General features: G+C 63.7%; 20 protein-coding genes. 8 read left to right on the top strand and 12 right to left on the bottom strand.

Features of this window, described 5'->3' with window-relative positions; genetic code table 11:
• Positions 1-169: 169 nt before the first annotated feature.
• From ACQ5BM_RS16280 to ACQ5BM_RS16290, 3 genes are all read right to left on the bottom strand, one after another.
• The gene (locus tag ACQ5BM_RS16280; RefSeq protein ID WP_429813113.1) at positions 170-1228 is read right to left on the bottom strand and encodes a nickel/cobalt transporter; all 1059 of its coding nucleotides are present in this window, start codon (positions 1226-1228) and stop codon (positions 170-172) included.
• A complete protein-coding gene (locus ACQ5BM_RS16285; RefSeq protein WP_429813115.1) occupies positions 1222-1866 on the bottom strand; it encodes a DUF1007 family protein in 645 nt (214 codons plus the stop codon). Before ACQ5BM_RS16285 ends, ACQ5BM_RS16280 begins: the two co-directional genes overlap by 7 nt.
• Before the next feature lie 113 nt (positions 1867-1979).
• The gene (locus ACQ5BM_RS16290; protein ID WP_429813118.1) at positions 1980-2873 is read right to left on the bottom strand and encodes a LysR family transcriptional regulator; all 894 of its coding nucleotides are present in this window, start codon (positions 2871-2873) and stop codon (positions 1980-1982) included.
• A 693-nt stretch (positions 2874-3566) separates the two neighbouring features.
• Here ACQ5BM_RS16290 and odc2 point away from each other — a divergent pair.
• The 3 genes from odc2 to ACQ5BM_RS16305 all read left to right on the top strand — a co-directional run bounded on the left by odc2 (position 3567) and on the right by ACQ5BM_RS16305 (position 6211).
• Positions 3567-4706 (top strand): ornithine/lysine decarboxylase, encoded by a 1140-nt coding sequence (gene odc2, locus ACQ5BM_RS16295; protein WP_429813121.1) that lies wholly within the window; start codon positions 3567-3569, stop codon positions 4704-4706.
• A gap of 88 nt (positions 4707-4794) precedes the next feature.
• Positions 4795-5385 carry a GNAT family N-acetyltransferase gene (locus ACQ5BM_RS16300; RefSeq protein WP_429813124.1) on the top strand — a complete coding sequence of 197 codons (591 nt, stop codon included), beginning with the start codon at positions 4795-4797 and terminating at the stop codon, positions 5383-5385.
• 199 nt (positions 5386-5584) lie between these two features.
• Positions 5585-6211, top strand: coding sequence for a LysE family translocator (locus tag ACQ5BM_RS16305; RefSeq protein WP_429813127.1), 627 nt, complete (start codon positions 5585-5587; stop codon positions 6209-6211).
• A 78-nt stretch (positions 6212-6289) separates the two neighbouring features.
• On the opposite strand, the gene ACQ5BM_RS16310 is transcribed toward ACQ5BM_RS16305, so the two are convergent.
• Positions 6290-6925, bottom strand: coding sequence for a LysE family translocator (locus ACQ5BM_RS16310; protein WP_429813129.1), 636 nt, complete (start codon positions 6923-6925; stop codon positions 6290-6292).
• Positions 6926-7203: 278 nt separating this feature from the next.
• Here ACQ5BM_RS16310 and ACQ5BM_RS16315 point away from each other — a divergent pair, with 278 nt between their 5' ends.
• On the top strand, positions 7204-7650 hold the full coding sequence (locus ACQ5BM_RS16315) for a glyoxalase superfamily protein (protein ID WP_429813131.1): 447 nt from the start codon (positions 7204-7206) through the stop codon (positions 7648-7650).
• A gap of 126 nt (positions 7651-7776) precedes the next feature.
• On the opposite strand, the gene ACQ5BM_RS16320 is transcribed toward ACQ5BM_RS16315, so the two are convergent.
• From ACQ5BM_RS16320 to ACQ5BM_RS16335, 4 genes are all read right to left on the bottom strand, one after another.
• On the bottom strand, positions 7777-8268 hold the full coding sequence (locus ACQ5BM_RS16320; RefSeq protein WP_429813132.1) for a hypothetical protein: 492 nt from the start codon (positions 8266-8268) through the stop codon (positions 7777-7779).
• Positions 8269-8378: 110 nt separating this feature from the next.
• Positions 8379-9206: a serine O-acetyltransferase gene (gene cysE, locus ACQ5BM_RS16325; RefSeq protein WP_429813135.1), complete on the bottom strand. Its 828-nt coding sequence runs from the start codon at positions 9204-9206 to the stop codon at positions 8379-8381.
• Positions 9207-9216: 10 nt separating this feature from the next.
• Positions 9217-10206 (bottom strand): WD40 repeat domain-containing protein, encoded by a 990-nt coding sequence (locus tag ACQ5BM_RS16330; RefSeq protein WP_429813137.1) that lies wholly within the window; start codon positions 10204-10206, stop codon positions 9217-9219.
• A complete protein-coding gene (locus tag ACQ5BM_RS16335) occupies positions 10206-11312 on the bottom strand; it encodes a CobW family GTP-binding protein (RefSeq protein ID WP_429813139.1) in 1107 nt (368 codons plus the stop codon). Before ACQ5BM_RS16335 ends, ACQ5BM_RS16330 begins: the two co-directional genes overlap by 1 nt.
• 189 nt (positions 11313-11501) lie before the next feature.
• Here ACQ5BM_RS16335 and ACQ5BM_RS16340 point away from each other — a divergent pair, with 189 nt between their 5' ends.
• Positions 11502-12587, top strand: coding sequence for a glycosyltransferase family 4 protein (locus ACQ5BM_RS16340; RefSeq protein ID WP_429813141.1), 1086 nt, complete (start codon positions 11502-11504; stop codon positions 12585-12587).
• A 23-nt stretch (positions 12588-12610) separates the two neighbouring features.
• On the opposite strand, the gene ACQ5BM_RS16345 is transcribed toward ACQ5BM_RS16340, so the two are convergent.
• The 3 genes from ACQ5BM_RS16345 to ACQ5BM_RS16355 form a co-directional block, all read right to left on the bottom strand.
• The gene (locus tag ACQ5BM_RS16345; protein ID WP_429813143.1) at positions 12611-13489 is read right to left on the bottom strand and encodes a glycosyltransferase family 2 protein; all 879 of its coding nucleotides are present in this window, start codon (positions 13487-13489) and stop codon (positions 12611-12613) included.
• Between the two features lie 77 nt (positions 13490-13566).
• Positions 13567-14970, bottom strand: coding sequence for a hypothetical protein (locus ACQ5BM_RS16350; RefSeq protein ID WP_429813145.1), 1404 nt, complete (start codon positions 14968-14970; stop codon positions 13567-13569).
• A gap of 79 nt (positions 14971-15049) precedes the next feature.
• Positions 15050-15841, bottom strand: coding sequence for a creatininase family protein (locus ACQ5BM_RS16355; protein WP_429813147.1), 792 nt, complete (start codon positions 15839-15841; stop codon positions 15050-15052).
• Positions 15842-15955: 114 nt separating this feature from the next.
• On the opposite strand from ACQ5BM_RS16355, the gene ACQ5BM_RS16360 reads away from it, so the two are divergent.
• From ACQ5BM_RS16360 to ACQ5BM_RS16370, 3 genes are all read left to right on the top strand, one after another.
• Positions 15956-16453: a MarR family winged helix-turn-helix transcriptional regulator gene (locus tag ACQ5BM_RS16360; protein WP_173520329.1), complete on the top strand. Its 498-nt coding sequence runs from the start codon at positions 15956-15958 to the stop codon at positions 16451-16453.
• Between the two features lie 186 nt (positions 16454-16639).
• Positions 16640-17662, top strand: a complete 1023-nt coding sequence (locus ACQ5BM_RS16365; RefSeq protein ID WP_065375395.1) for a LacI family DNA-binding transcriptional regulator — start codon at positions 16640-16642, stop codon at positions 17660-17662.
• 24 nt (positions 17663-17686) lie between these two features.
• Complete coding sequence (locus ACQ5BM_RS16370) at positions 17687-18655, top strand: 2-hydroxyacid dehydrogenase (RefSeq protein ID WP_429813151.1); 969 nt, start codon at positions 17687-17689, stop codon at positions 18653-18655.
• 43 nt (positions 18656-18698) lie between these two features.
• Here the strand turns inward: ACQ5BM_RS16370 and ACQ5BM_RS16375 are convergent, their stop codons facing one another.
• Complete coding sequence (locus ACQ5BM_RS16375; RefSeq protein ID WP_429813154.1) at positions 18699-19457, bottom strand: gamma-glutamyl-gamma-aminobutyrate hydrolase family protein; 759 nt, start codon at positions 19455-19457, stop codon at positions 18699-18701.
• Positions 19458-19780 lie beyond the last annotated feature (323 nt).

The raw sequence follows: 19780 nt of genomic DNA on the forward strand, positions 1-19780 counted from the left end.
GCCAGAGCATCCCGCTTTCAAATGGCACACTGGAAGCGGAAAGACGTCCTACTGCATGTTTCCTTTAATCGTACCCGATTAAAGGAAACATGCAGTAATTCAAAATGCTACAGCGACCTTTGCGCGTCTGATAAGACGCGCGGCGCTGTAGAAACGAAATGCCGGAGCGTCAGCTCTGTAGGGCCGCGCCGAGAAGCACCAATCCAAGCAACAGAACCAAGGCTGCACCGGCGATCTCGATGCCATGCGAGATTCGGGCGGCGGCGGTGCCGCTCGAAGCGTAGCGGAGCGCAAAGCCCTTGGCGGTCACCGCCATGGTCGCGAGGATCGAGACGGTGATTGCCGTGCCGATCGACATGGCGAAGACGGAGAGCACGCCGCCGAGATAGAGCCCGTTCAGCAGCGCGAAAGAAAGCACGATGAGCGCGCCGGAGCAGGGCCGCAGGCCGACGGCGATGACAGCCGACCAAGCTTCTCGAAGCGCGAAGCGGTCACCCTTCAGCAGCGATGGGTCGGGCGCGTGTGCATGCCCGCAGCTGGCGCAGACTTCGCCCGGGCCATGGCTGTGCCCGTGGTGCCCATCGTGGGTGTGATGATGATGATGGTGATCGTGATGATGATGGTCGTGATCGTGCGCGAGATGGATATGTCCGCCGCCGGCGACTGAGGCCACGGCGGCCGGACGCAGCATCGACCGCAGCTTGCGCAGGAGCAGCCAGCCGCCGAATGCGGCGATCAAGGCGTAGCTGGCGATCTCCAGCCAACGCGTCGCGGTGGTCATGTTGATCGAAGAACCGCGCAGCAGCAGGTAGACGGCGCCGATCAAAAGGATCGCGACGATCCCCTGCAGGATCGAAGACAGGAAGGAGAGCATCACGCCGCGCTTCAGTTCCGTCTCATTGGCGATCATATAGGAGGAGATGACTGCCTTGCCGTGGCCGGGGCCTGCGGCGTGCAAAACGCCATAGGTGAAGGAAAGCCCGACCAGCGACCAGAGCTGCCAGGGGTTCTCGCGCATGCCCTTCAGCGCGCCGGTCATCATGCGGTAGAAGCCCTGCTGCTCCATGTTCACCCAGGCGAAGAAGCCGCCAAGCAAACCGGTCGTCTTGAACGCAGGTTCGGCGGTGCCGATGCCGAGCGGCGACTGGGCCGCAGCGAAGGTTGCGGAAAGCGCCGTGACGACGAGCGCCGCGGTGACCAGACGTCCAATGCCGCGGATGTTCAGCATGAGATCTCTATCCTGGTTGCGAAGAGCTTCGACATGTCCGTGCCTGTCGGATCGTTCCAGAAGGCGTCGGTCAGGGTGTTCTTGTTCTCGGCGAGAACCTCGTCGGGGTCGGGGCGGACGACCTTGTGTTCGCAGGCGCTGATCTTGTCGCCGACGACGGTCAGGTCGTTGTCGGTCGGAAAATCCATCGCCGTATACATGGTCGGATCATAGACGCCGAAGGAAAGCTTGCCCTTGAGCGGCATCGGCTCGGCCGGCTTGACCGCGAACATCATCAGGAGCTGGCCGTCCTTGTAGTCGACGTTGATGCTTTCCGGCTTGTTGACCTTGATGGTTTTGCCGTTGTCGAGGATCGTCGTGTAGTAATTGTACTCGGAGAGCGACTCCAGCACGGTCTGGCCGACTTCCTTTAGCTCGTCCGGATCGAGCATCGCATTCGAGTTCTTGTCGAAATCGAGGACCACGCTCGACGAGAACAGCTCGTCGAACCGCCAGACGTTCCGAAGCTCGCTGATTTCGGCCTTGTCGTCGGAGACCACCTCGAGCCGCGCTTCCGCGAAGATATGCGGATGGGCAAAGGCCAGCGATGGCGCAAGCAGCGTGGCAAGGCCGACCGTGGCGAGGCGCTTGATTCTCATGAGGCGGCAATCCTTTCGGCCGGGGCAACCGCCCCGCGATTCGTTTCCGGGAATGTACCGGAAATGGGACGGAATTGGGACTTGGCCGATCACATCCGCTACTGGCCTTTCTGTCAGTGCGGCCTGCGGAACCAAGCGTGCAGGAAATCGACTAGGGTCCGGACCTTGGCCGGCAGGTAGCGGCGATGCGGATAGATCGCATAGATGCCGCGGTCGCGCGGCAGGAAATCGTCGAACAACGTCACAAGTTCGCCTGTCGCGATCTTCGGCCGCGCGATGAAGTCCGGAATGACGGCGATGCCCATGCCGGAGACGGCGGCCCGTAAAGCGGCAAGCGGACTGTTGACCTCGATCGGCCCGCTGACTGGAACGGTGAAGGCCGAACCATCGGCCTCGACGAAGCGCCAATTGGAATAGGAACGGCCATTGGTGTCGAGAATGCAGGGGATCTTGGAAAGGTCGGTCGGGTGCTCGATCGGACCGGATTTATCCAGGAATTCCGGGGCGGTGCAGATCAGCACCTGGAAATCATCGAGCTTGCGCGCGATCAACGTCGAATCCTCCAGCCGCGTGATGCGGATGGCGACGTCGAAACCTTCCTCGACCAGATCGACGAAACGGTCGTCGGAGACGATCTCAAGCGAAAGTTCCGGGTGCTGCTTGCCGAAGTCCACGAGCGACTGGCCGATCTCCGCATCGACGAAGGTGCGCGGTGCGGTGATGCGCAACCGCCCTTTCAGGTCGGAATTGTTGGCGCGCACGAGATCGGCGAGGTTGTCGATCTCCTTCAGGATCTCCGATGCCGTGCGATAATAGGTGTGGCCGGCCTCCGTCAGCGAGAACTGCCGCGTGGTGCGGTTGAGCAGCAGCGCGCCGAGCTCGTCCTCGAGTTCACGCACATATTTCGAAAGCAGCGCCTTCGACTTGCCGACGCGCCTCGCGGCGGCCGAAAACCCCTCGGCGTCCACGACATCGATAAAGGCGCGGATGCGGGTGAGTGTGTCCATGGCGGTCTTTCTTTCTTGCTCTCGGGGCACGTCGCCGATTCGTCGTCGAAGGCTTCTCATTCGCGACGATGCAGGCGCCAGGTTGTCCGTCGCTTGTGTCTGTTGCACCGGCTTCAGCGAACGCTGACGAGCCTCCTATTAACTTTAGCCTTTTCAATAGTTTACGCCGGTGATCGATCTGGCGAAGTTCGTTCAATGATAGTGAACATCAGCAATTTTGCCCGTATGGGAAAAAATTCAACTGCCAGTGCGAAAAAACTCTTGATTACGACAAGGTTTTTTCTTACCTACGCCCTTGCCCAAAGTCGCACGTGCCTGTGGGTGTCCGCCGACCCTCGATTAGGTGAGGGTATCGGTAAGGTACCTGGAACTAACCCCTCCAGTCGCTATTCCGGCCAACCGGGAAATGCGAGGACATCTTGAAGCAACGACGGTGCGGGCCTTTCTGGTGTCTGCCGGCTCTCCAACAGCCGGGGTTACTGAAGAGGCACACCTTCATTGCCGGAAGTGCGGTTGGGTTATCCCCTCCAATCCATGGCAGACAAAGCCGAATTGAAGCCTAGGCGGGCTTTGGTTCACCGTTCGCGCATCGAGCGCATGCATGGTTCCGGGGTCTCCACCGGCTGGTTCCAGCGCATGTGCGCGTATGCCCTTTGTCCTCCGTGAAAGCGGAGCATTTTGGATCAGGGGAATATGGCCATGACCACCGCACGCATTATCGACTTCATCAACACCCGACGACCCGAAGGTCCGTGCCTCGTTGTCGACCTCGACGTCGTGCGCGACAACTTCAAGGCCTTCCGCCACGCGCTGCCCGACAGCTCGATCTACTATGCCGTCAAGGCCAACCCGGCACCGGAAATCCTGCGCCTTCTCGCCGGTCTCGGCTCCTCTTTCGATTGCGCGTCCGTCGCTGAAATCGAAATGGCGCTCGATGCCGGTGCGACCCCGAGCCGCATTTCTTATGGCAACACCATCAAGAAGGAGCGCGACATTGCCCGCGCCCATGCGCTTGGGGTCAACCTGTTCGCGGTCGACAGCCACGAGGAAGTCGAGAAGATTGCGCGTGCAGCCCCCGGCGCCCGCGTGTTCTGCCGCGTGTTGACCAATGGCGAAGGCGCCGAATGGCCGCTGTCGCGCAAGTTCGGCTGCGTCCCGCAGATGGCCGTCGACGTCCTCGTCTACGCCCATCAGCACGGCCTCGTTTCCTACGGCGTCTCGTTCCATGTCGGTTCGCAGATGACGAAGCTCGATGCCTGGGATGCGGCTCTCTCGGATGCCAAGCGCGTCTTCGTTCAGCTTGCCAAGCGCGGCATCGAGCTGAAGATGGTCAACATGGGTGGCGGCTTCCCGACGAAGTACCTGAAGGACGTCCCGACGGCGGAAGCCTACGGCCAGGCGATCTTCGGCGCGCTGAAGAAGCACTTCGGCAACAACATCCCGGAGACCATCATCGAGCCCGGTCGCGGCATGGTCGGCAATGCCGGCGTGATCAAGGCGGAAGTCGTTCTCGTGTCGAAGAAGTCGGACAACGACGCCCATCGTTGGGTGTTCCTCGACATCGGCAAGTTCGGCGGCCTCGCCGAAACCATGGACGAGGCGATCCGCTACCCGATCCGCACGGCGCGCGATGCCGATGATATGGAGCCTTGCGTGCTCGCCGGCCCGACCTGCGATTCGGCCGACGTGCTCTATGAGAAGAACATGTATCCGCTGCCGATCACGCTTTCGATCGGCGACGAGGTTCTGATCGAAGGCACCGGCGCCTATACGACGACCTATTCGGCCGTCGCCTTCAACGGCTTCGAGCCGCTGAAGGCCTATGTGATCTGATCCGGCTTGCTCCCGTCCTGGGACGGGAGCGCCATCTCACAATTTTCGTTCGGTCCGCCTGAAGCGGTTTTGATGACGGGAGGCCCCGATGGCCGCTGTTGTTGACGCCCTGCGCGCATTCTTCGCGCCCACCACATTTGTAATCGATGCCGAGAATCCGGGCGACGTCGTCGCTCGCGAGAACCTGCTCGACCGTGCCATGGGGCCGGAGCGCCGCCGCAAGTCGTCGGAAAAGCTGCGCAGCGGTCGGCTGCCGGCTGAAGGCCTCGCCTTTGTCGCGCGTGACATCGACGGTCACGTGATCGGCACGGTGCGTCTCTGGAACGTCGAAGCCGGCGTCAGCCGCGAAGGCCACGCCGTGCCGGCGCTGCTGCTCGGTCCGCTCGCCGTCGATCCGGCGCACGAGGGCAAGGGCATCGGCGGCATGCTGATGCGGGCGGCGATCGAAGAGGCCAAGAACCGCGGCCACGGTGCGATCCTGCTCGTCGGCGATGCGGCCTATTACGAGCGCTTCGGCTTCTTCGCGAGCCGCACCCAGCATCTCGTCATGCCCGGACCGTTCGAGCGCAATCGGTTCCTGGCGCTCGAGCTCAAGGACAACTGGCTTGAAGGCGCTGCCGGCATGATCGTCGCCAGCGGCCGCAAGCTCGCTATGCCGCCGGTCCGCCGCGCTGCCTGAGCCCCTCTTTCCGCCTCCAACCCTGCGGAGGCGGATCTTTCGCTGCTCCCTCGCTGGTCCGATGCGATCGGTGAGGGGGCAGTCGCTCCATGGGGCGGGCGCTCTCTTCCGATGAATTCGTGATCTGCCTTGACAACGCGGCTTCGCTGGCCTGTGCTTGCGCACAAGGCCTCGTTGTACGCGGATGGAAACCTCGCGCATGGATCCGTTCATTCTCGGGGCAGCGACCCTGCTGCCCTTTCTGCTGACATCCTTCATCATCGAACTGACACCGGGACCGAACATGGCCTATCTCGCCATGGTTGCGGCCTCGGAAGGGCGTCGGCCCGGCATCGCGACGGTCGCCGGCGTGGCGCTCGGTCTGGCACTCGTCGGCTTCGCCGCGTCCTTCGGGGTTGCCGAGTTCGTTGGCCAGTCGGACATGCTCTATGTAGCAATTCGCTGGGCCGGGGTCGGCTTCCTGCTCTATCTCGCCTTCGATGCCTGGTACGGCGATGGGGAAGAGGCCGGTCCGAGCGGCAAGCCCGCATCCTTCTATTTCCGGCGCGGCCTGATCACCAATCTGCTCAATCCGAAGGCGGCCCTGTTTTTCGTCACCGTCCTGCCGACCTTCGTTGACGATGCCCGGCCGCTATTGCCACAGAACCTGACGCTTGCGGCAATCTATGTCGGCGTCGCGACCGCGGTGCATGCCGCGATCGTGCTTCTGGCGGGCGCGTTGGAGCCGGTCCTGAATTCCCCGTCACGCGAACGCCTGGTGCGCCGCGGTCTCGCACTGCTGCTGGCGGCGGTGGCGATCTGGTTCGGCTGGTCGACGCGACGCTAGGGTGTCCGGCGAAAAGACCGACTAGAGCAGACGGAGGCAAGCTTGCTGTCGACAAGTGCGGCTTGGCGGAGCCGCGTCTCAGGCGGTCGCGCGGCGATAGAGGGCGAGCGAACCGGCGAGGGCCAGCAGCGCGCCGCCGCAGAGCCGGTCGAGCCACACGGCGCCGGATTGCTTGAGGAAGGCCGTGGCCTGTGCACCGAGCAGCGCATAACCGAACATCACGACAAGATCGACCGAGGCAAAGACGAGTGCCAGGACGGCATATTGCGGCGCTTGCGGCAAGGCGGCGTCGATGAACTGGGGCAAGAAGGCGGTGAAGAACAGGTAGCCCTTGGGGTTGGTCACCGCGACGAGGAAGCTCTTGAGGAAGATGGCGACAGAGGAAACGGGATGCCCGGAGCCGCTTGCCTCGGTTGCGACCTGGATCGAGCCTTTCGACCGCAACAGCATGATGCCGAGAAAGGCGAGATAGGCCGCACCCAGCCATTTGACGACGGTGAACCAGAATTCGGAGGCGGCGAGCAGAGCGCCAAGACCGAGTGCGACCGCACCGATCAGCACGAAATCGGAGAGGACCGCGCCGATCATGCCGGCGGTTGCGCGCTTTACGCCGTAGCGCGAGCCGTTGGTGAGTGCGAGCAGGACCGTGGGGCCTGGCGTCGCGATGCCGATGAAGGCAACCAGCGCGAATGCGAGTATCGTCATCTCGGTCATGATATCCTCCCTGCGTCTTCCGCGCCGTAGTCGTCCCACAGCTTTTGCGCGTGTGCAATCCTCTTCTGCGCTCGCGTGATCGCCGGTCTTCCAGGCCGAGTTTGACAGCATAGCCGCTATCCCCTATGGAGACGGCAGGGTGAAGGTCCCTGCCGTCCGCGAGCGTCATGCTTTGGTGAAGTCCTTCTTCGAGACACGGTCAGCCGAAACGGCATGCGAACCGGTGGCAATGCGGACCCCATCTCCAAGGAATGCATGCCGCTGCAGGAGACCCTCTCATGACGCGCGGATCAACCACGCTTCCCTCACTCGTCGCCCTGAAAGACCAGGCGAAACGCCTGCGCACCCGCCTTGCATCCGAAGGCGAAACCATCGGCCACTCCCGATCGCTCGAGCTGATCGCTGCTCAATATGGCTATCGCGACTGGAACACGCTGCATGCCGCCGTCGGCAACCGGCCGCCCTTCAATCCCTGGATGCTGGGCGCGCGCGTGAAGGGGCGCTATCTCGGCCAGGCTTTCGAAGGCGAGGTCCTGTCGGTGCAGGCGCTGACGGCGCAGCCCGGGCGGTATCGCCTGACGATGAAATTCGACGAACCGGTCGACGTCGTCACCTTCGAGAGCTTTTCCGCTTTTCGCCAGCGGGTGACCGCGACGGTGGACGAGACGGGAAGGACGATCGAAAAAACCTCGAACGGGCTTCCTCAACTCGAACTCGAATGGTGAGGCCGCACTGGCGCGGTCAGGGCAGGCGCGATCCTGCAGGGGGCTCGTCGCAGCCGCCTTCAAGTACGTGCCCGCCGCGCTGGTGAGAGCCGGATCATCCCGGATCCCGCTTGAGCTTGGCTATTGTTACCGATCGCTTCTTGGCAGCAGCGGAAGGGCGATCAGCGCGATGGAACTGAAAACCGCACCCATCACGAAGGTCGCGGCCGCACCGTATCGGTCCCACAGCAGGCCGGCCGCGAGATTGGCAACGACGACGGCTGCCCCGGTCATCAGGTTGAACAGGCCGAAGGCGCTGCCGCGCAGATCGGCGGGCGCGATGTCGGCCAAAGCGTCGCGATCGCGACCAATGGGCCGACGAAGCCCCGACCGTGTCGAGGGACTTGCGCAGCCTGAAACTCGCGCCGCGAATTTCGTCACGGTCGCAACGGCGACGGACAGGCCCTCGATCAGCCCGACCATGGCAGCGGACGCTCCAAGGCCGCTGGCGAGGTAGAGCGGCAGCGGCGTTTGGACCATCTCCGAAGAGATATCCATGAGCATGCTGACGAAACCCAGCAGCCACACGGTGGCTGGTATGATGGAGCCTGGCGCGGAGGGCGGGGAGGCGATGCTCATCGGAGGTCCGGATCGAAGCGGTCGAGATTTCTGGTGTCGGTTACTCCAGTTATCTCAGGGCGCACAGAAACGAAAGCGCCGATCCGCAGCGGCACCTCCGGCGTCATGGATCAGACGATCGTCTGGTCCATCTCCGCTGCTGGTACCTCGTCGACGCGGTGAATGCGCACGACGGTTGCCGGCACGCCTGCGACCGTTGTGCGCGGCGGGACGGGCTTCAACACGACACTGCCTGCCGCGATCTTGCTGAATGCGCCGACCTCGATGTTGCCAAGGATCTTGGCGCCGGCGCCGATCATGACGCCGCGGCGGATCTTCGGATGCCGGTCGCCGGTTTCCTTGCCGGTGCCGCCGAGCGTGACGTTCTGAAGGATCGAGACCTGGTCCTCGATGACCGAGGTCTCGCCGATGACGATGCCGGAACCGTGGTCGAGCATGACTGCACGGCCGATCCGGGCGGCCGGGTGGATATCGGGACCGAAGACGAGCGAGGCGAGGTTCGAGAGCCAGTTGGCGACGTCCCTGCGGCCGCCGATCCAGAGCCGATGGGCGGCACGATAGGCCTGCAGCGCCTGAAAGCCCTTGAGGTTGAGGAGGACATGCAACAGGCCCGGGCAGGCGGGATCGCGCTCCATCACCGCCTGAAGGTCCGCCTCGGTGGCGGTGAGAGCGTCGGCGTCCGCTTGGAAAACATCCGAAAGCAACTGTGCCAGCGACCGTTCGTCGACGCGGGCGACGGAAAGCCGATTGGCGAGAACGGCTGCGAGCACCGCTGCATCCGACCGGGCCTCGGTGATCAGCCGCAACGTTTGCGCCATGACCGGCTCGCGCACCGCGAGCGCCCGGGCTTCCGCGCGGATGAGGTTCCAGACCTCACCGTCCGCCAGCGGCACAACGGTCGAGCCAGCATAGAGTGGAGCTTCGGCGCCTGCGGTCATTGTTCGCCTGTTATCCCGCGATATCGACGACGCCGCAGTCACCCTCGGCCGAACCGAAGGCGAGCTGGCGGCCGTCCTTGTTCCAGGCCATGGCGGTGATGGCGCCCTTGCCCGGGCGGCGCAGCAGCACTTCCTTGCTGTCGGCAAAGCGGGCGCCGAGGATCATGCCGTCCTGATAACCGATCGCGACAATGTCTTCGGCCGGATGGCAGCAGACCGAGGTCACCATGATGTCGGCGCGGGTGCCGAGTTCCAGCGGTGCCTTGCCCATCGGTCCATCCTTGCCCTGGAAGGGCCAGACGATCGCCGCCGGCGCACCCGAGGAGGCAAGCCACTTGCCCTTGGCCGACCAGGAGAGCGACTTGACCTTGGCCGGATAGCCGGTCATGCGCATGTGGCGCGCCTCAGTGCCGGCCTTGGCATCGAGCTTCCAGCCATGCAGCGCGTTTTCCTGCATCGTCGTCACGAGGAAACGGCCATCGGGCGAGAAGGTCACGCCGGTGTGGGCACCCTTCCATTCCAGATCGATCGGCTGTCCCGAGGTTCCGACCCAGTGCATCGAGACGCCATTATAGCGGGCGACGGCAATGCGCAGACCCTTCGGCGCGAAGGCGAGACCCTCGACGGTGCGCTCCTCGGCGAATTCCTTCGTCGTGCCATCGGCAAGACGCACATGGGTGGACTTGCCATAGGCATAGGCGACGGCGCCCTGCGGGCCCGCGGCAACTTGCGCGATCCACTTGCGTGGCGCTTCGGCGACCAGCGAGGTGGTGCCGTCGGCGGCCGTACGCATCACCTTGCCGTCTTCGCCGCCGGTCAGTAGCGTATCGTTCGCCTCGTCGACGACGAGCGACAGCAGGCCCTCGTGGACCTCCGTCGTCTTGCGGCCGAGGTCGAGGCGGTGAACGGCACCAATGGCTTCGGCGAAGAAGGGGACGCCTTTGAGAAAGGCCACGCCGACGACGTGACCTTCGAGATCGAGAGGAGCGACGGTCGGCATCAGTTCGGCTGCGCCTCGCATGCCTTGAAGGTGCGCTCGAGCTTTTCACGGTCGAGATCGCGGCCGATGAAGACGAGGCGGCTCTCGCGCTTCTCGCCATCCTTCCAGGCGCGCTGGTGGTCGCCCTCGATGATCATGTGCACGCCCTGGACGACGTAACGCTCGGCGTCGCCGGCAAAGGCGATGATGCCCTTCAGGCGCAGGATGTTCGGGCCGTCCGTCTGGGTGATCTTCTGGATCCAGGGGAAGAAGCGGTCGGGGTTCATCTCGCCGCCGCGCAACGAGATCGACTGCACCGTCACGTCGTGGATCGGCGAGGGCGCGTGATCGTGGTGATGATGGTCGTGATCGTGGTCATGATCATGGTGGTGGTGATCGTGATCATGATGGTGGTGATGGTCGTGATCGCAGTCCGGACCACAGACGTGATCATGGTCATGCTCGTCCTGGTCGAGGAAGTGCGGATCGTTTTCCAGCGCCTTTTCGAGATTGAAGGCGCCCTGGTCGAGGACCTTCGCCAGATCGATGTCGGAGCGTTGCGTGCGGTAGATGCGCGCCGACGGATTGATGACGCGCACGGTCGCTTCGATGCGCTCCAGTTCCTCAGGCGTAACGAGGTCGGTCTTGTTGAGCAGCACGACGTCGGCAAAGGCGATCTGGTCTTCGGCCTCGCGGCTGTCCTTCAGGCGGAGCGGCAGGTGCTTGGCGTCGACGAGTGCAACGACGGCGTCGAGCTCGGTCTTGGCGCGCACGTCGTCGTCCATGAAGAAGGTCTGGGCAACCGGTACCGGATCGGCAAGGCCGGTGGTCTCGACGATGATCGCGTCGAAACGGCCGGGGCGGCGCATCAGGCCCTCCACCACGCGGATCAGATCGCCGCGCACGGTGCAGCAGACGCAACCGTTGTTCATTTCGTAGATTTCCTCATCGGACTCCACGATCAGGTCGTTATCGATGCCGATCTCGCCGAACTCGTTGACGATGACCGCGTATTTGCGGCCATGGTTCTCGCTGAGAATGCGGTTCAGCAGCGTCGTCTTGCCGGCGCCGAGATAGCCGGTGAGCACGGTGACGGGGATCGGCTTCTGCGGGGATGTTTCGGTCATGGGAACCTCTGGGATTTCCGGATGCGGCAGGCAGGCATCCATGTCGCGTTTCATATAGGAGATGCAGCGGCGATGCGCAAATGGCGTTGACGATTTTGCCGGCCGCAAGGCTGTGGTCGCCGGAGCACCCGATAACCCTCCTTTCATCAAAATCGGCGAGAGTGCGCGCCACATCGTAGGGGTGCGCAGGTGAAGACGATTTCCATCAACGGCCGGTTTCTGACCCAGCCGCTTACCGGCGTGCAGCGCTTTGCCCGCGAGATGACCCGGGCGCTTGACGCACGCATTGCTTCCGGCCAGGTACCGCATGGCCTGAAGGGAGTGCGCTGGCGGCTGCTGATACCGGGCAATACGGTTGACGACCTCGGTTTGAAGGCGATCTCGGTCGAGTCTTTCGGCTCGGGCCCGGGCCATGTCTGGGAGCAGGGAGCGCTCTACTGGCGGGCGCGGCGCGACACGCTCATCGGCTTCGGCGGCAGCGGTCCGGTATTGCACGGCGACCAGGTGGTGGTGATCCATGACGTCACCTTGTTTCGCCACCCAGCCTCGTTCGGCCGCGGCTACCGGCTGTTCCACGGGACGCTCGGCTACCTTCTTACGCGGCGGGCGAAGATCGGAACGGTCTCGAACTTTTCGCGCCAGGAACTCGCCGACGTCTTCCGCGTGCCGGCCGCCGGCATCGACGTGATCTACAATGCCACGGACCATTTCGCAGCGCTTCGGCCGGACGAGGGGATCATCGAGCGGCTGGGGCTTGGCGACACGCCGTTCTTCCTGCTCGTCGGCACGCTGAAGCCCAACAAGAACGTCGAGTTCGCAGTCCGCGCTTTCGAGGCCCTCGGCGCCGGCAATCACAAGCTCGTCGTCGTGGGCGGGACCGATCCGACGGTGTTTCGCGACGTCGCGCCGACGTCGAAAGGCAACCTGATTTTTCCGGGCCGCCTGACGGACGAGGAGATCGCCGGGCTGCAGCGGCGCGCCGCCGCCTTCGTCTTTCCGAGCCTCTACGAAGGCTTCGGCATCCCACCGCTCGAAGCGATGACGCAAGGATGTCCGGTTCTTGCAGCCGATATCCCGCCGGTCCGCGAGGCCTGCGGCGATGCGGTGTGCTACTTCGATCCCGTGAAGACGGAGACCTTGGTCGAAGCGATGCGGACGATCTCCGCCGACGAAGCTCTTCGCCGGGCGTTGCGGCGTTCCGGCTTCGACAATGCCAAGCGCTTTTCCTGGGAGGGAAGCGCCGTGGTGCTGCTCAACATGCTGGCCGCGCGGTAGGGATGATCCGTTCTGCGCGGACGTCAGAGATCGAGAACGCGCAGGGGGTCCAGCCGACCGCGGACAAAATCACCAAGGGCGATCAGGTTGCCCTTGAGGCGGCCGCGGCGATCGACCAGGCCCTGTGGTTTGAGGCTGCCCAGGATGTTGGCGGCGATGTTGCCGCCCATCAGGCGCAGCGCCCATTTCAGCCCGACAGTGCCCTTGTTGCGCAGATAGAGCGGGTTGGCGACCTGCGAGTAGCCGAAGCGCAGGCCTGAGGTACGGCCGCGCTTGTTGCCGAGATGGACGCCGCGGAGCGCAGGCGATTTCACGATCCGGCCGTGCGAAGCCAGACGCCGGCAGAAGTCGACGTCCTCCTGCCAGCCATAGAGCGGCAACCGCTCGTCGAAGCGGGTGCGTTCGGCGGCAATCGCCGAAACGCGGAAGACCATGTTGCAGCCATAGGCGTTAAAGGCCGGCTGCGCGAGATCGTCCGGCCGAGCGCCGGGATCCGCGTCGAGGATCGCTCTGGCATCGGCAATCGATATGCCCGGGCCGTGAATGCCGTCGGCCAGAACCAGGCCGGTCGCCACGACGACATCCGCTTCGCGCTCGAACAGTCCTTCCGCCTCGGCGAGAAAATCGCTGCGCGGCAGGAAATCGTCGTCGAAAAAGACGATCAGGTCGGCGGTTTTCGCATGGTCGAGGATGGCATTACGCTGTGCGCTGGAGCCCTTGTTGCCGGCGACAATACGAATCTGCAAGGGCAGCGCGCTGATGCTGGCTTCGTCGACGTCCTCCGCCGTGCTTGGGCAGATGAGGACGGCGTCCGGCAGCCGCGTCTGCCGCGTAAGGTGCAGCAGGGTTTCGGAGAGGACCTCGCGGCGGCCCGCGGTCGCTATGCCGACGACGATGTTCATGGGACGCTCTCCGCTCTTTTCGGCGCGATCTAACCGGAAATTCGTGCAGTTTTTCTTAGCGCCTACCTTCTAGGCGGCTAGGCTGCGCTGGGTCCCGGCGTCCGCATCATCAGCCGCAACTGGTTGAGCGCGAGCAGGCAGAGCAGGCCGCCGGAGACAATGCCGGCACCGATCGTGACGTAGCCGGTTTCACCGGAGAGGGAGAAGGCCAGAACGGCCGCACCAAGTCCTGCGGCGGCGAAGAGCACCGGTGGCCAGGAGAAGTCGAAGGCGAGCGAGGACATCAGGCGGAGGCCGAGCAGAGCGGCGAGGACCGCGCCGAGGGCGCTGCCCCAGGCGAGTGTCGCATCGTCTGCCCCCGCGAGCATCAGGGCTGCCAGTGCACCAAGGCTCAGAAGCACGCAGTCGGCAACGGCGAGCAGCAGGATCAGCGCCAGGCGTTGGCTCAGATGCAATGGTGTCGGCAGCATGATCTGCGTCAGTGTGCGAACAAGCGAAAGCACGATGATGGCCGGTGCGGTGGCGAGGAAGCCTCGCTGCAGATCCGGGCTGACGACAAGCCAGGCAGCGGGCAGAAGGACGGCGAAGATGCCGGCTGCCATCATCAGCGCGAAACTCGTCAGCAGCGCGTAATATCGCCCGAGTTGTCGGGCCAGGCCCGAGCCGTCGCCGGCGCGGTCATGCGCGGCGACGATCTCCGGATACTGGATCGCCTGGAGGGCTGAAACGATGAGCACGAATGGGCGTTGCAGCAGGTCGAGCGCGAGCAGGGCGCCGGCGGCGCCTGTCGCGCCGAGCGCCGAGGTGAGGATCGCTTTCAGCGCCAGGGGCGCGAACATGGCGGCGGTGGCGGCCCCGGCCGAGACGCTGCCATAGACAAGATGCTTGCGGAAACGCCCACCGTCGAGCGCGGCGGCCGGGCGCACGACCGCGCGGCGCGAGAGCAGGAATGCAAGCAACCCATAGGCAGCGTAGCCGGCGAAAAGACCGGTAACGGTCGAAAGGAAGCTCGGCGAAACCAGCGCTCCGGCCACGGTGCCCCCGGCAAGAATGGTGGCGCGGGATCCCTGCAACACCGAGAAGGCGCGAAAGTCCTGACGGAAACGCAGCATGGTCAGGTGCAGGTCGCTGCCGCCTTGCGCAATCGAGACCAGACCGCCGACAAGCGCCACGACGGGCGGCACACCGAAGAGCAGGGACGTGCCCGCCGCGATCAGGCACAGGGCGGCGCAGGCCACGGCCTCGATCAGGATTGTGTGTCGTTCCGCCGCTTCGCTCTCCGCGTCTGGTCCCGGGTAGAAGCGTGTGCAGGCAAAGCGCACCCATTCGAAGGCGGCGATCGCCGCGAACTGGCAGATGGAGATAAACAGCGAGTAGCTGGCATAGTCGGCCGGCGCCAGCCAATGGGCGACGACGATCAGCAGCCCGAAGGCGATGACGGCCTGGTAGAAATAGGCGCCGAGCGCAACGATCTTCGCCATGGGGTTCTGCCCTTCCGTTTCGCGCTCGTGATAGCGCAAAACCGCAAACAAAGTGTTTGCCGGACCGCCGCCTTCGTCCTCAGTCGAAGTCGGCCGGGTCGAAATCCCTCATGTCTTCCAGCAGTTCGATAAAGCCTTTGACTGCATGGGCGATCAAGCGATCACCCCGTGCTGCCGTGGCGGCGGCGGCATTTCCGGCAACGCCATCGGTGTTGAGGTCGCGCATCTTCCAGCCGAAAGCATGCGGGCCGTAGGCGCGCAGATGCTTGAAGCGCTCTGCAAATTCCTCCTGGCGAGAGCGGAAATCGGACGCCTTCGCCATGTCGACCTTGTCCGGATGAAGCGCCAGCATGACCGACGTCTCGATATCGCCGCCGTGGATGTCCAGCGCCTTGTCCTCCGGCCTGATCCAGCCGTCCGGTTGGCCGAAGCGGGTCCAGCTCGTTGCGACGGCCAGCATGTTGAAGCGCATGCGCGCTTCGGTGGCGACGATCGTCATCAACGGCGAGTTGCCGCCATGGGCGTTCAGCATCACGAATTTGCGGATGCCCTGCCTATGAAGATCGCCGGCAATGCCGAGCCAGCGCTCGACCGCTTCGCCATAGGCAAGGGTTCGGCTGCCGGCGACATCCATGTGTTCGATCGAGTAGCCGACCGGTTCGGTCGGGAGGAAAGTCACGGGCAGGTCGGCGGGGAGCGCCGCGATCGTGCGGGAGACGATGCCCTCGGCAATCAGCGTGTCGGTTTCGAAGGGCAGGTGAGGGCCATGCTGTTCATGGGCGCCGAGCGGCAGCACGGCAATCCAGTCGCGGCGGGCGCCCTCCGGAAGGTCGGCCGGATTGTCCTGCCATCGCGGTTCAGGCATCGACATTTCTCTTCGATCCTCCACGTCAATTGTCGTAAAATTGTTATTTGAGTCATACAGTTCGTAATCGCAAGCTGTATTGTTATAAGTGTTCGACGCAGAGATTCGGCAGGAGGTCCAATGGGCAAGAAGAACAAGGCCGAAAAGAAAGGCAAGAACGGCAAGAAGAAGGACGAGCTTCTGACAGAGCCGCATGATCTTGCCGCTATCCTTGTCCAGGCTGCGCGGTCCATGCGCACCGTACTTTCCCGTAATTTGCTCGAAAGTGGTCTCTACGCCGGACAGGACGGCGTGATGCTGGCGCTGGCCGAAACCGACGGCATGACCGCGGGTGGCCTTGCCGCCAGGCTCGGGGTCAAGGCGCCGACCATGACCCGCACGATCGGCCGCATGGAGGCGCAGGGCTTCCTCGAGCGCCGGCCGGACGAGGACGATGCGCGGCTCACCAAGGTCTATCTCACCGAACCCGGACGCAACCGTCTGCAGATCATCGCCGAAGCCGGCCAGCATTCGGAGAAGCTCGCGACACGCGGCCTGACGGAGAAGCAGGTGCGTACCCTGATGAAACTGCTGCGCGCAGTCGACAGCAATCTCCAGGCCGCCCGGGCCGCCGACTGACCCCCCTTGTTCGCCGCATATTGCCGTGGCGATTTAAACAGTTTAAATAGGGATTTAAATTTATGGCACGCGTGCGTCCACTGAGACGTACGAAAGAGTGCCGCAAGGCATGCCGCAACAACCTCATTCGGATTGGATCGTGGGGTTGATGTGGCCGGGGGCGAAACAGGGCTTACAGGGGGCATCGTGGCGCAAAAGGTCAAGCTTTCGACGATCGCTGAAACACTTGGTCTATCGACGGCAACGGTATCCCTGGCCCTGCGCGACAGTCCTTTGGTCGCCACCGTCACTCGCGACAAGATCAAGGAACAGGCGCGCGCGCTCGGCTATATCTACAACCGCCGCGCCGCCAGTCTCAGAACATCCCGCTCAGGCATTATCGGCGTCGTCGTGCACGACATCATGAACCCGTTCTACGGGGAAATCCTGAAAGCGATCGAGGCCGAGCTCGACCGTGACAAGCAGACCTTCATTCTCTCCAACCACTATGACTCGGTCGAAAAGCAACGCGACTTTATCGAGACGCTGCTGCAGCTCGGCGGCGACGGCGTGATCATGTCGCCGGCGATCGGCACGCCATTGGAGGACATCCAGCTTGCCGAGGACAACGGCATGCCGGCAATCCTGATCGCCCGGTCGATCGAGGGCGTGGACGTGCCGATTTTCCGCGGCGACGACGCCTACGGCATCTCGCTTGCCACCAACCACCTGATCGGCCTCGGCCATCGCTGCATCGCCATGGTCGGTGGCACCGACCAGACCTCGACCGGGCGCGACCGCTATCAGGGCTATGTCAACGCGCTGCGCAAGGCCAATATCGAGGTCGATCCGGAACTGCGCATTCCCGGCCCCCGCACGAAGCAGGGCGGTTTCGAGGCGGCGGTGCATCTGCTCTCCCTGCCGCAAAAACCGACGGCGGTCGTGTGCTGGAACGATCTGGTGGCGATCGGCATGATGAACGGCATCGCCCGCGCCGGCCTCGTGCCCGGCGTCGATATTTCGGTTACCGGCTACGACGATCTCGAAGAAGCGTCGATCGCCACGCCGGCGCTCACCACCGTCTGGAACGGCCAGGCCGATGTCGGCCGCAGTGCTGCCCGCGCGCTCCTCGACAAGCTTTCCGGCAGCCACGAACCCGACGGCATCCATCTGATCAAGCCGGAAATGCGCATCCGCCAATCGACGGGCCCGTTGCGCGTTATCGCCTGACACCCCTCCCGACAGGAGTTGCCCATGTTCAAGAGCCGCACGCGCGTTCTCGTGCCCGGAAAGATCCATCAACGGGTGATCGATCGATTGGCCGGGCAGTTCGAAGTCGTCAGGATCGAGAGCGCCGATCCGGCATTGGCGACGCCGGATATGCAGGACGTGAAGGCGGTTGCCGTTACCGGCCGGTTGCCGGGAGCCCTGATGGACGCTCTGCCGCAGCTCGAGATCATCGCCAATTTCGGCGTCGGCTATGACGGCGTCGAGGTCGCACATGCCGCCGCCAAGGGCATTGCCGTCAGCAATACACCGGATGTTCTGACCGAGGAGGTGGCCGATACTGCTATTGGCCTGCTGCTGAACACACTCCGGCAACTGCCTCAGGCAGAACAATGGTTGCGCCAGGGGCGTTGGAGCCGCGAGGGCGCGTTTCCTCTGTCGCCGCTGTCCCTGCGCGGCCGAAGCGTCGGTCTTTATGGCCTCGGGCGCATCGGTCTTTCGATCGCCAGGCGGCTCGAAGCCTTCGGTGTGTCGATTGCCTACCACACGCGCAGCCCGCGCGAAGGCCTGCCCTATGCCTACCATTCGACGCTCGTCGGCCTCGCGGCGGCCGTCGATACGCTCATTGTCATCGTGCCCGGCACCGAGGCGACGCGGCGGACGGTGAATGCCGAGGTGCTTGCCGCGCTGGGCAGCAATGGCGTGCTGGTCAATGTCGGCCGCGGCTCGACGGTCGACGAACCGGCGCTGATCGCGGCGCTTCAGGGCGAGGTGATTGCTGGTGCCGGACTCGACGTCTTCGAGAACGAGCCACACGTGCCGGACGCGCTGATGGCGCTGCCGAACGTTTCGCTCCTGCCGCATGTGGCCTCGGCCTCGGTGTTCACACGCAACGCCATGGCCGATCTCGTCGTCGACAATATCGAAGCCTGGTTTGCGACCGGAAAGGCGTTGACGCCGGTGCCGGAAACGCCGTTCACGCGACGCGCGGTGTGACACCCGCATCGTTGCCTCAGGCGGCGATAGGGAAACAGAAGCGTCAGGCGGCCAGGCGACCAGCGGCGTAAGCCCGTACGGCGTCGCCGAAGGCCTTGAACAGGCTGGCCGAGGGGGTGTCGGTGCGCACCCAATATTCCGGATGCCATTGCACGCCGACGGCAAACGCCTTGGCGCCGATCACCGAAACCGCTTCAATCGTGCCGTCGTCAGCGACCGCCTCGACAGCCAGGCGCGGAGCCGCGGCACCGATCGCCTGCCGGTGCAACGAGTTGACGCGGATGCGGCCGGCGCCCAGCACCGGAGCGAGGCAGCTTCCTTCCTTGACGATGACGTCTTGGCGGATGCCATAGGCAACGTCGAGTTCCTTCACGTCGGGCTTGCGGTGATCCCAGATCCCCGGCTGGTCCTGGATTTCGGTTGCCAGCGTGCCGCCGAGCGCGACGTTCAGTTCCTGAATGCCGCGACAGATAGCGAGCAGCGGCACGCCGCGCTCCAGCGCCCGGCGGATCAGCGGCAGGCTGGTCGCATCGCGGCCGGGATCGAAGGGACCATCGGTGTCCTTGGCCTCCCGGCCATAGAGCGATGGATGAACGTTCGAACGGGCTCCGCTTGCAAGCACGCCGTCGACGCGGTCGAGGATTTCGTCGATGTCGTTCCCGGTTTCGAGCGCCGGAACGAGGAAGGGCATGACGCCGGCGCCTTCGACGGCGGCGCGCACATATTGATGGGCAACGACATGCCAGACATTGCCGTCGAATTCGCGGAAATCGCAGGGGATGGCAACGACAGGTTTCGACATCGTCAGGCTCCGTAACAGGCTCGAGAAAAGCCTTGCCGTCAGATGTGGATGAAAGTCAACTGGGAAGGTGACGAGCTGGATCGCTGCGCCGATCCAGGGTGAAATGCCAGGGAAGCGCCATCTGAAAAGGGCAGGAAATCGCAGGTAATTCTTTAAGTTCGAGTAACCATTCCGCACGCAAGTTTGGGATCGTCCGTCACTATCGTAGAATTGCCAAAGTTGCAGCCGAGCCCTTTTATTGCGCGGATACTATGTTTGGTTGCAGAAACCGACTATTGTTCAGCGCGCTTCGCACTGTTGAGTTGAACTCTTGGGTCTTACCG

The sequence above is a fragment of the Ensifer sp. B1-9 genome (genome assembly GCF_050474445.1).
Taxonomy (GTDB): domain Bacteria; phylum Pseudomonadota; class Alphaproteobacteria; order Rhizobiales; family Rhizobiaceae; genus Ensifer.

Bases quoted from the DNA above. Each gene is read 5' to 3' on its own strand.
- ACQ5BM_RS16350 (WP_429813145.1), bottom strand. From the start codon at position 14,970: ATGGCGAAGATCGTTGCGCTCGGCGCCTATTTCTACCAGGCCGTCATC.
- ACQ5BM_RS16290 (WP_429813118.1), bottom strand. From the start codon at position 2,873: ATGGACACACTCACCCGCATCCGCGCCTTTATCGATGTCGTGGACGCC.
- ACQ5BM_RS16285 (WP_429813115.1), bottom strand. From the start codon at position 1,866: ATGAGAATCAAGCGCCTCGCCACGGTCGGCCTTGCCACGCTGCTTGCG.
- ACQ5BM_RS16360 (WP_173520329.1), top strand. From the start codon at position 15,956: ATGGGCAAGAAGAACAAGGCCGAAAAGAAAGGCAAGAACGGCAAGAAG.
- ACQ5BM_RS16315 (WP_429813131.1), top strand. From the start codon at position 7,204: ATGACGCGCGGATCAACCACGCTTCCCTCACTCGTCGCCCTGAAAGAC.
- ACQ5BM_RS16370 (WP_429813151.1), top strand. From the start codon at position 17,687: ATGTTCAAGAGCCGCACGCGCGTTCTCGTGCCCGGAAAGATCCATCAA.
- ACQ5BM_RS16280 (WP_429813113.1), bottom strand. From the start codon at position 1,228: ATGCTGAACATCCGCGGCATTGGACGTCTGGTCACCGCGGCGCTCGTC.
- ACQ5BM_RS16310 (WP_429813129.1), bottom strand. From the start codon at position 6,925: ATGACCGAGATGACGATACTCGCATTCGCGCTGGTTGCCTTCATCGGC.
- ACQ5BM_RS16335 (WP_429813139.1), bottom strand. From the start codon at position 11,312: ATGACCGAAACATCCCCGCAGAAGCCGATCCCCGTCACCGTGCTCACC.
- ACQ5BM_RS16300 (WP_429813124.1), top strand. From the start codon at position 4,795: ATGGCCGCTGTTGTTGACGCCCTGCGCGCATTCTTCGCGCCCACCACA.
- ACQ5BM_RS16345 (WP_429813143.1), bottom strand. From the start codon at position 13,489: ATGAACATCGTCGTCGGCATAGCGACCGCGGGCCGCCGCGAGGTCCTC.
- cysE (WP_429813135.1), bottom strand. From the start codon at position 9,206: ATGACCGCAGGCGCCGAAGCTCCACTCTATGCTGGCTCGACCGTTGTG.
- ACQ5BM_RS16375 (WP_429813154.1), bottom strand. From the start codon at position 19,457: ATGTCGAAACCTGTCGTTGCCATCCCCTGCGATTTCCGCGAATTCGAC.
- ACQ5BM_RS16320 (WP_429813132.1), bottom strand. From the start codon at position 8,268: ATGAGCATCGCCTCCCCGCCCTCCGCGCCAGGCTCCATCATACCAGCC.
- odc2 (WP_429813121.1), top strand. From the start codon at position 3,567: ATGGCCATGACCACCGCACGCATTATCGACTTCATCAACACCCGACGA.
- ACQ5BM_RS16330 (WP_429813137.1), bottom strand. From the start codon at position 10,206: ATGCCGACCGTCGCTCCTCTCGATCTCGAAGGTCACGTCGTCGGCGTG.
- ACQ5BM_RS16355 (WP_429813147.1), bottom strand. From the start codon at position 15,841: ATGTCGATGCCTGAACCGCGATGGCAGGACAATCCGGCCGACCTTCCG.
- ACQ5BM_RS16305 (WP_429813127.1), top strand. From the start codon at position 5,585: ATGGATCCGTTCATTCTCGGGGCAGCGACCCTGCTGCCCTTTCTGCTG.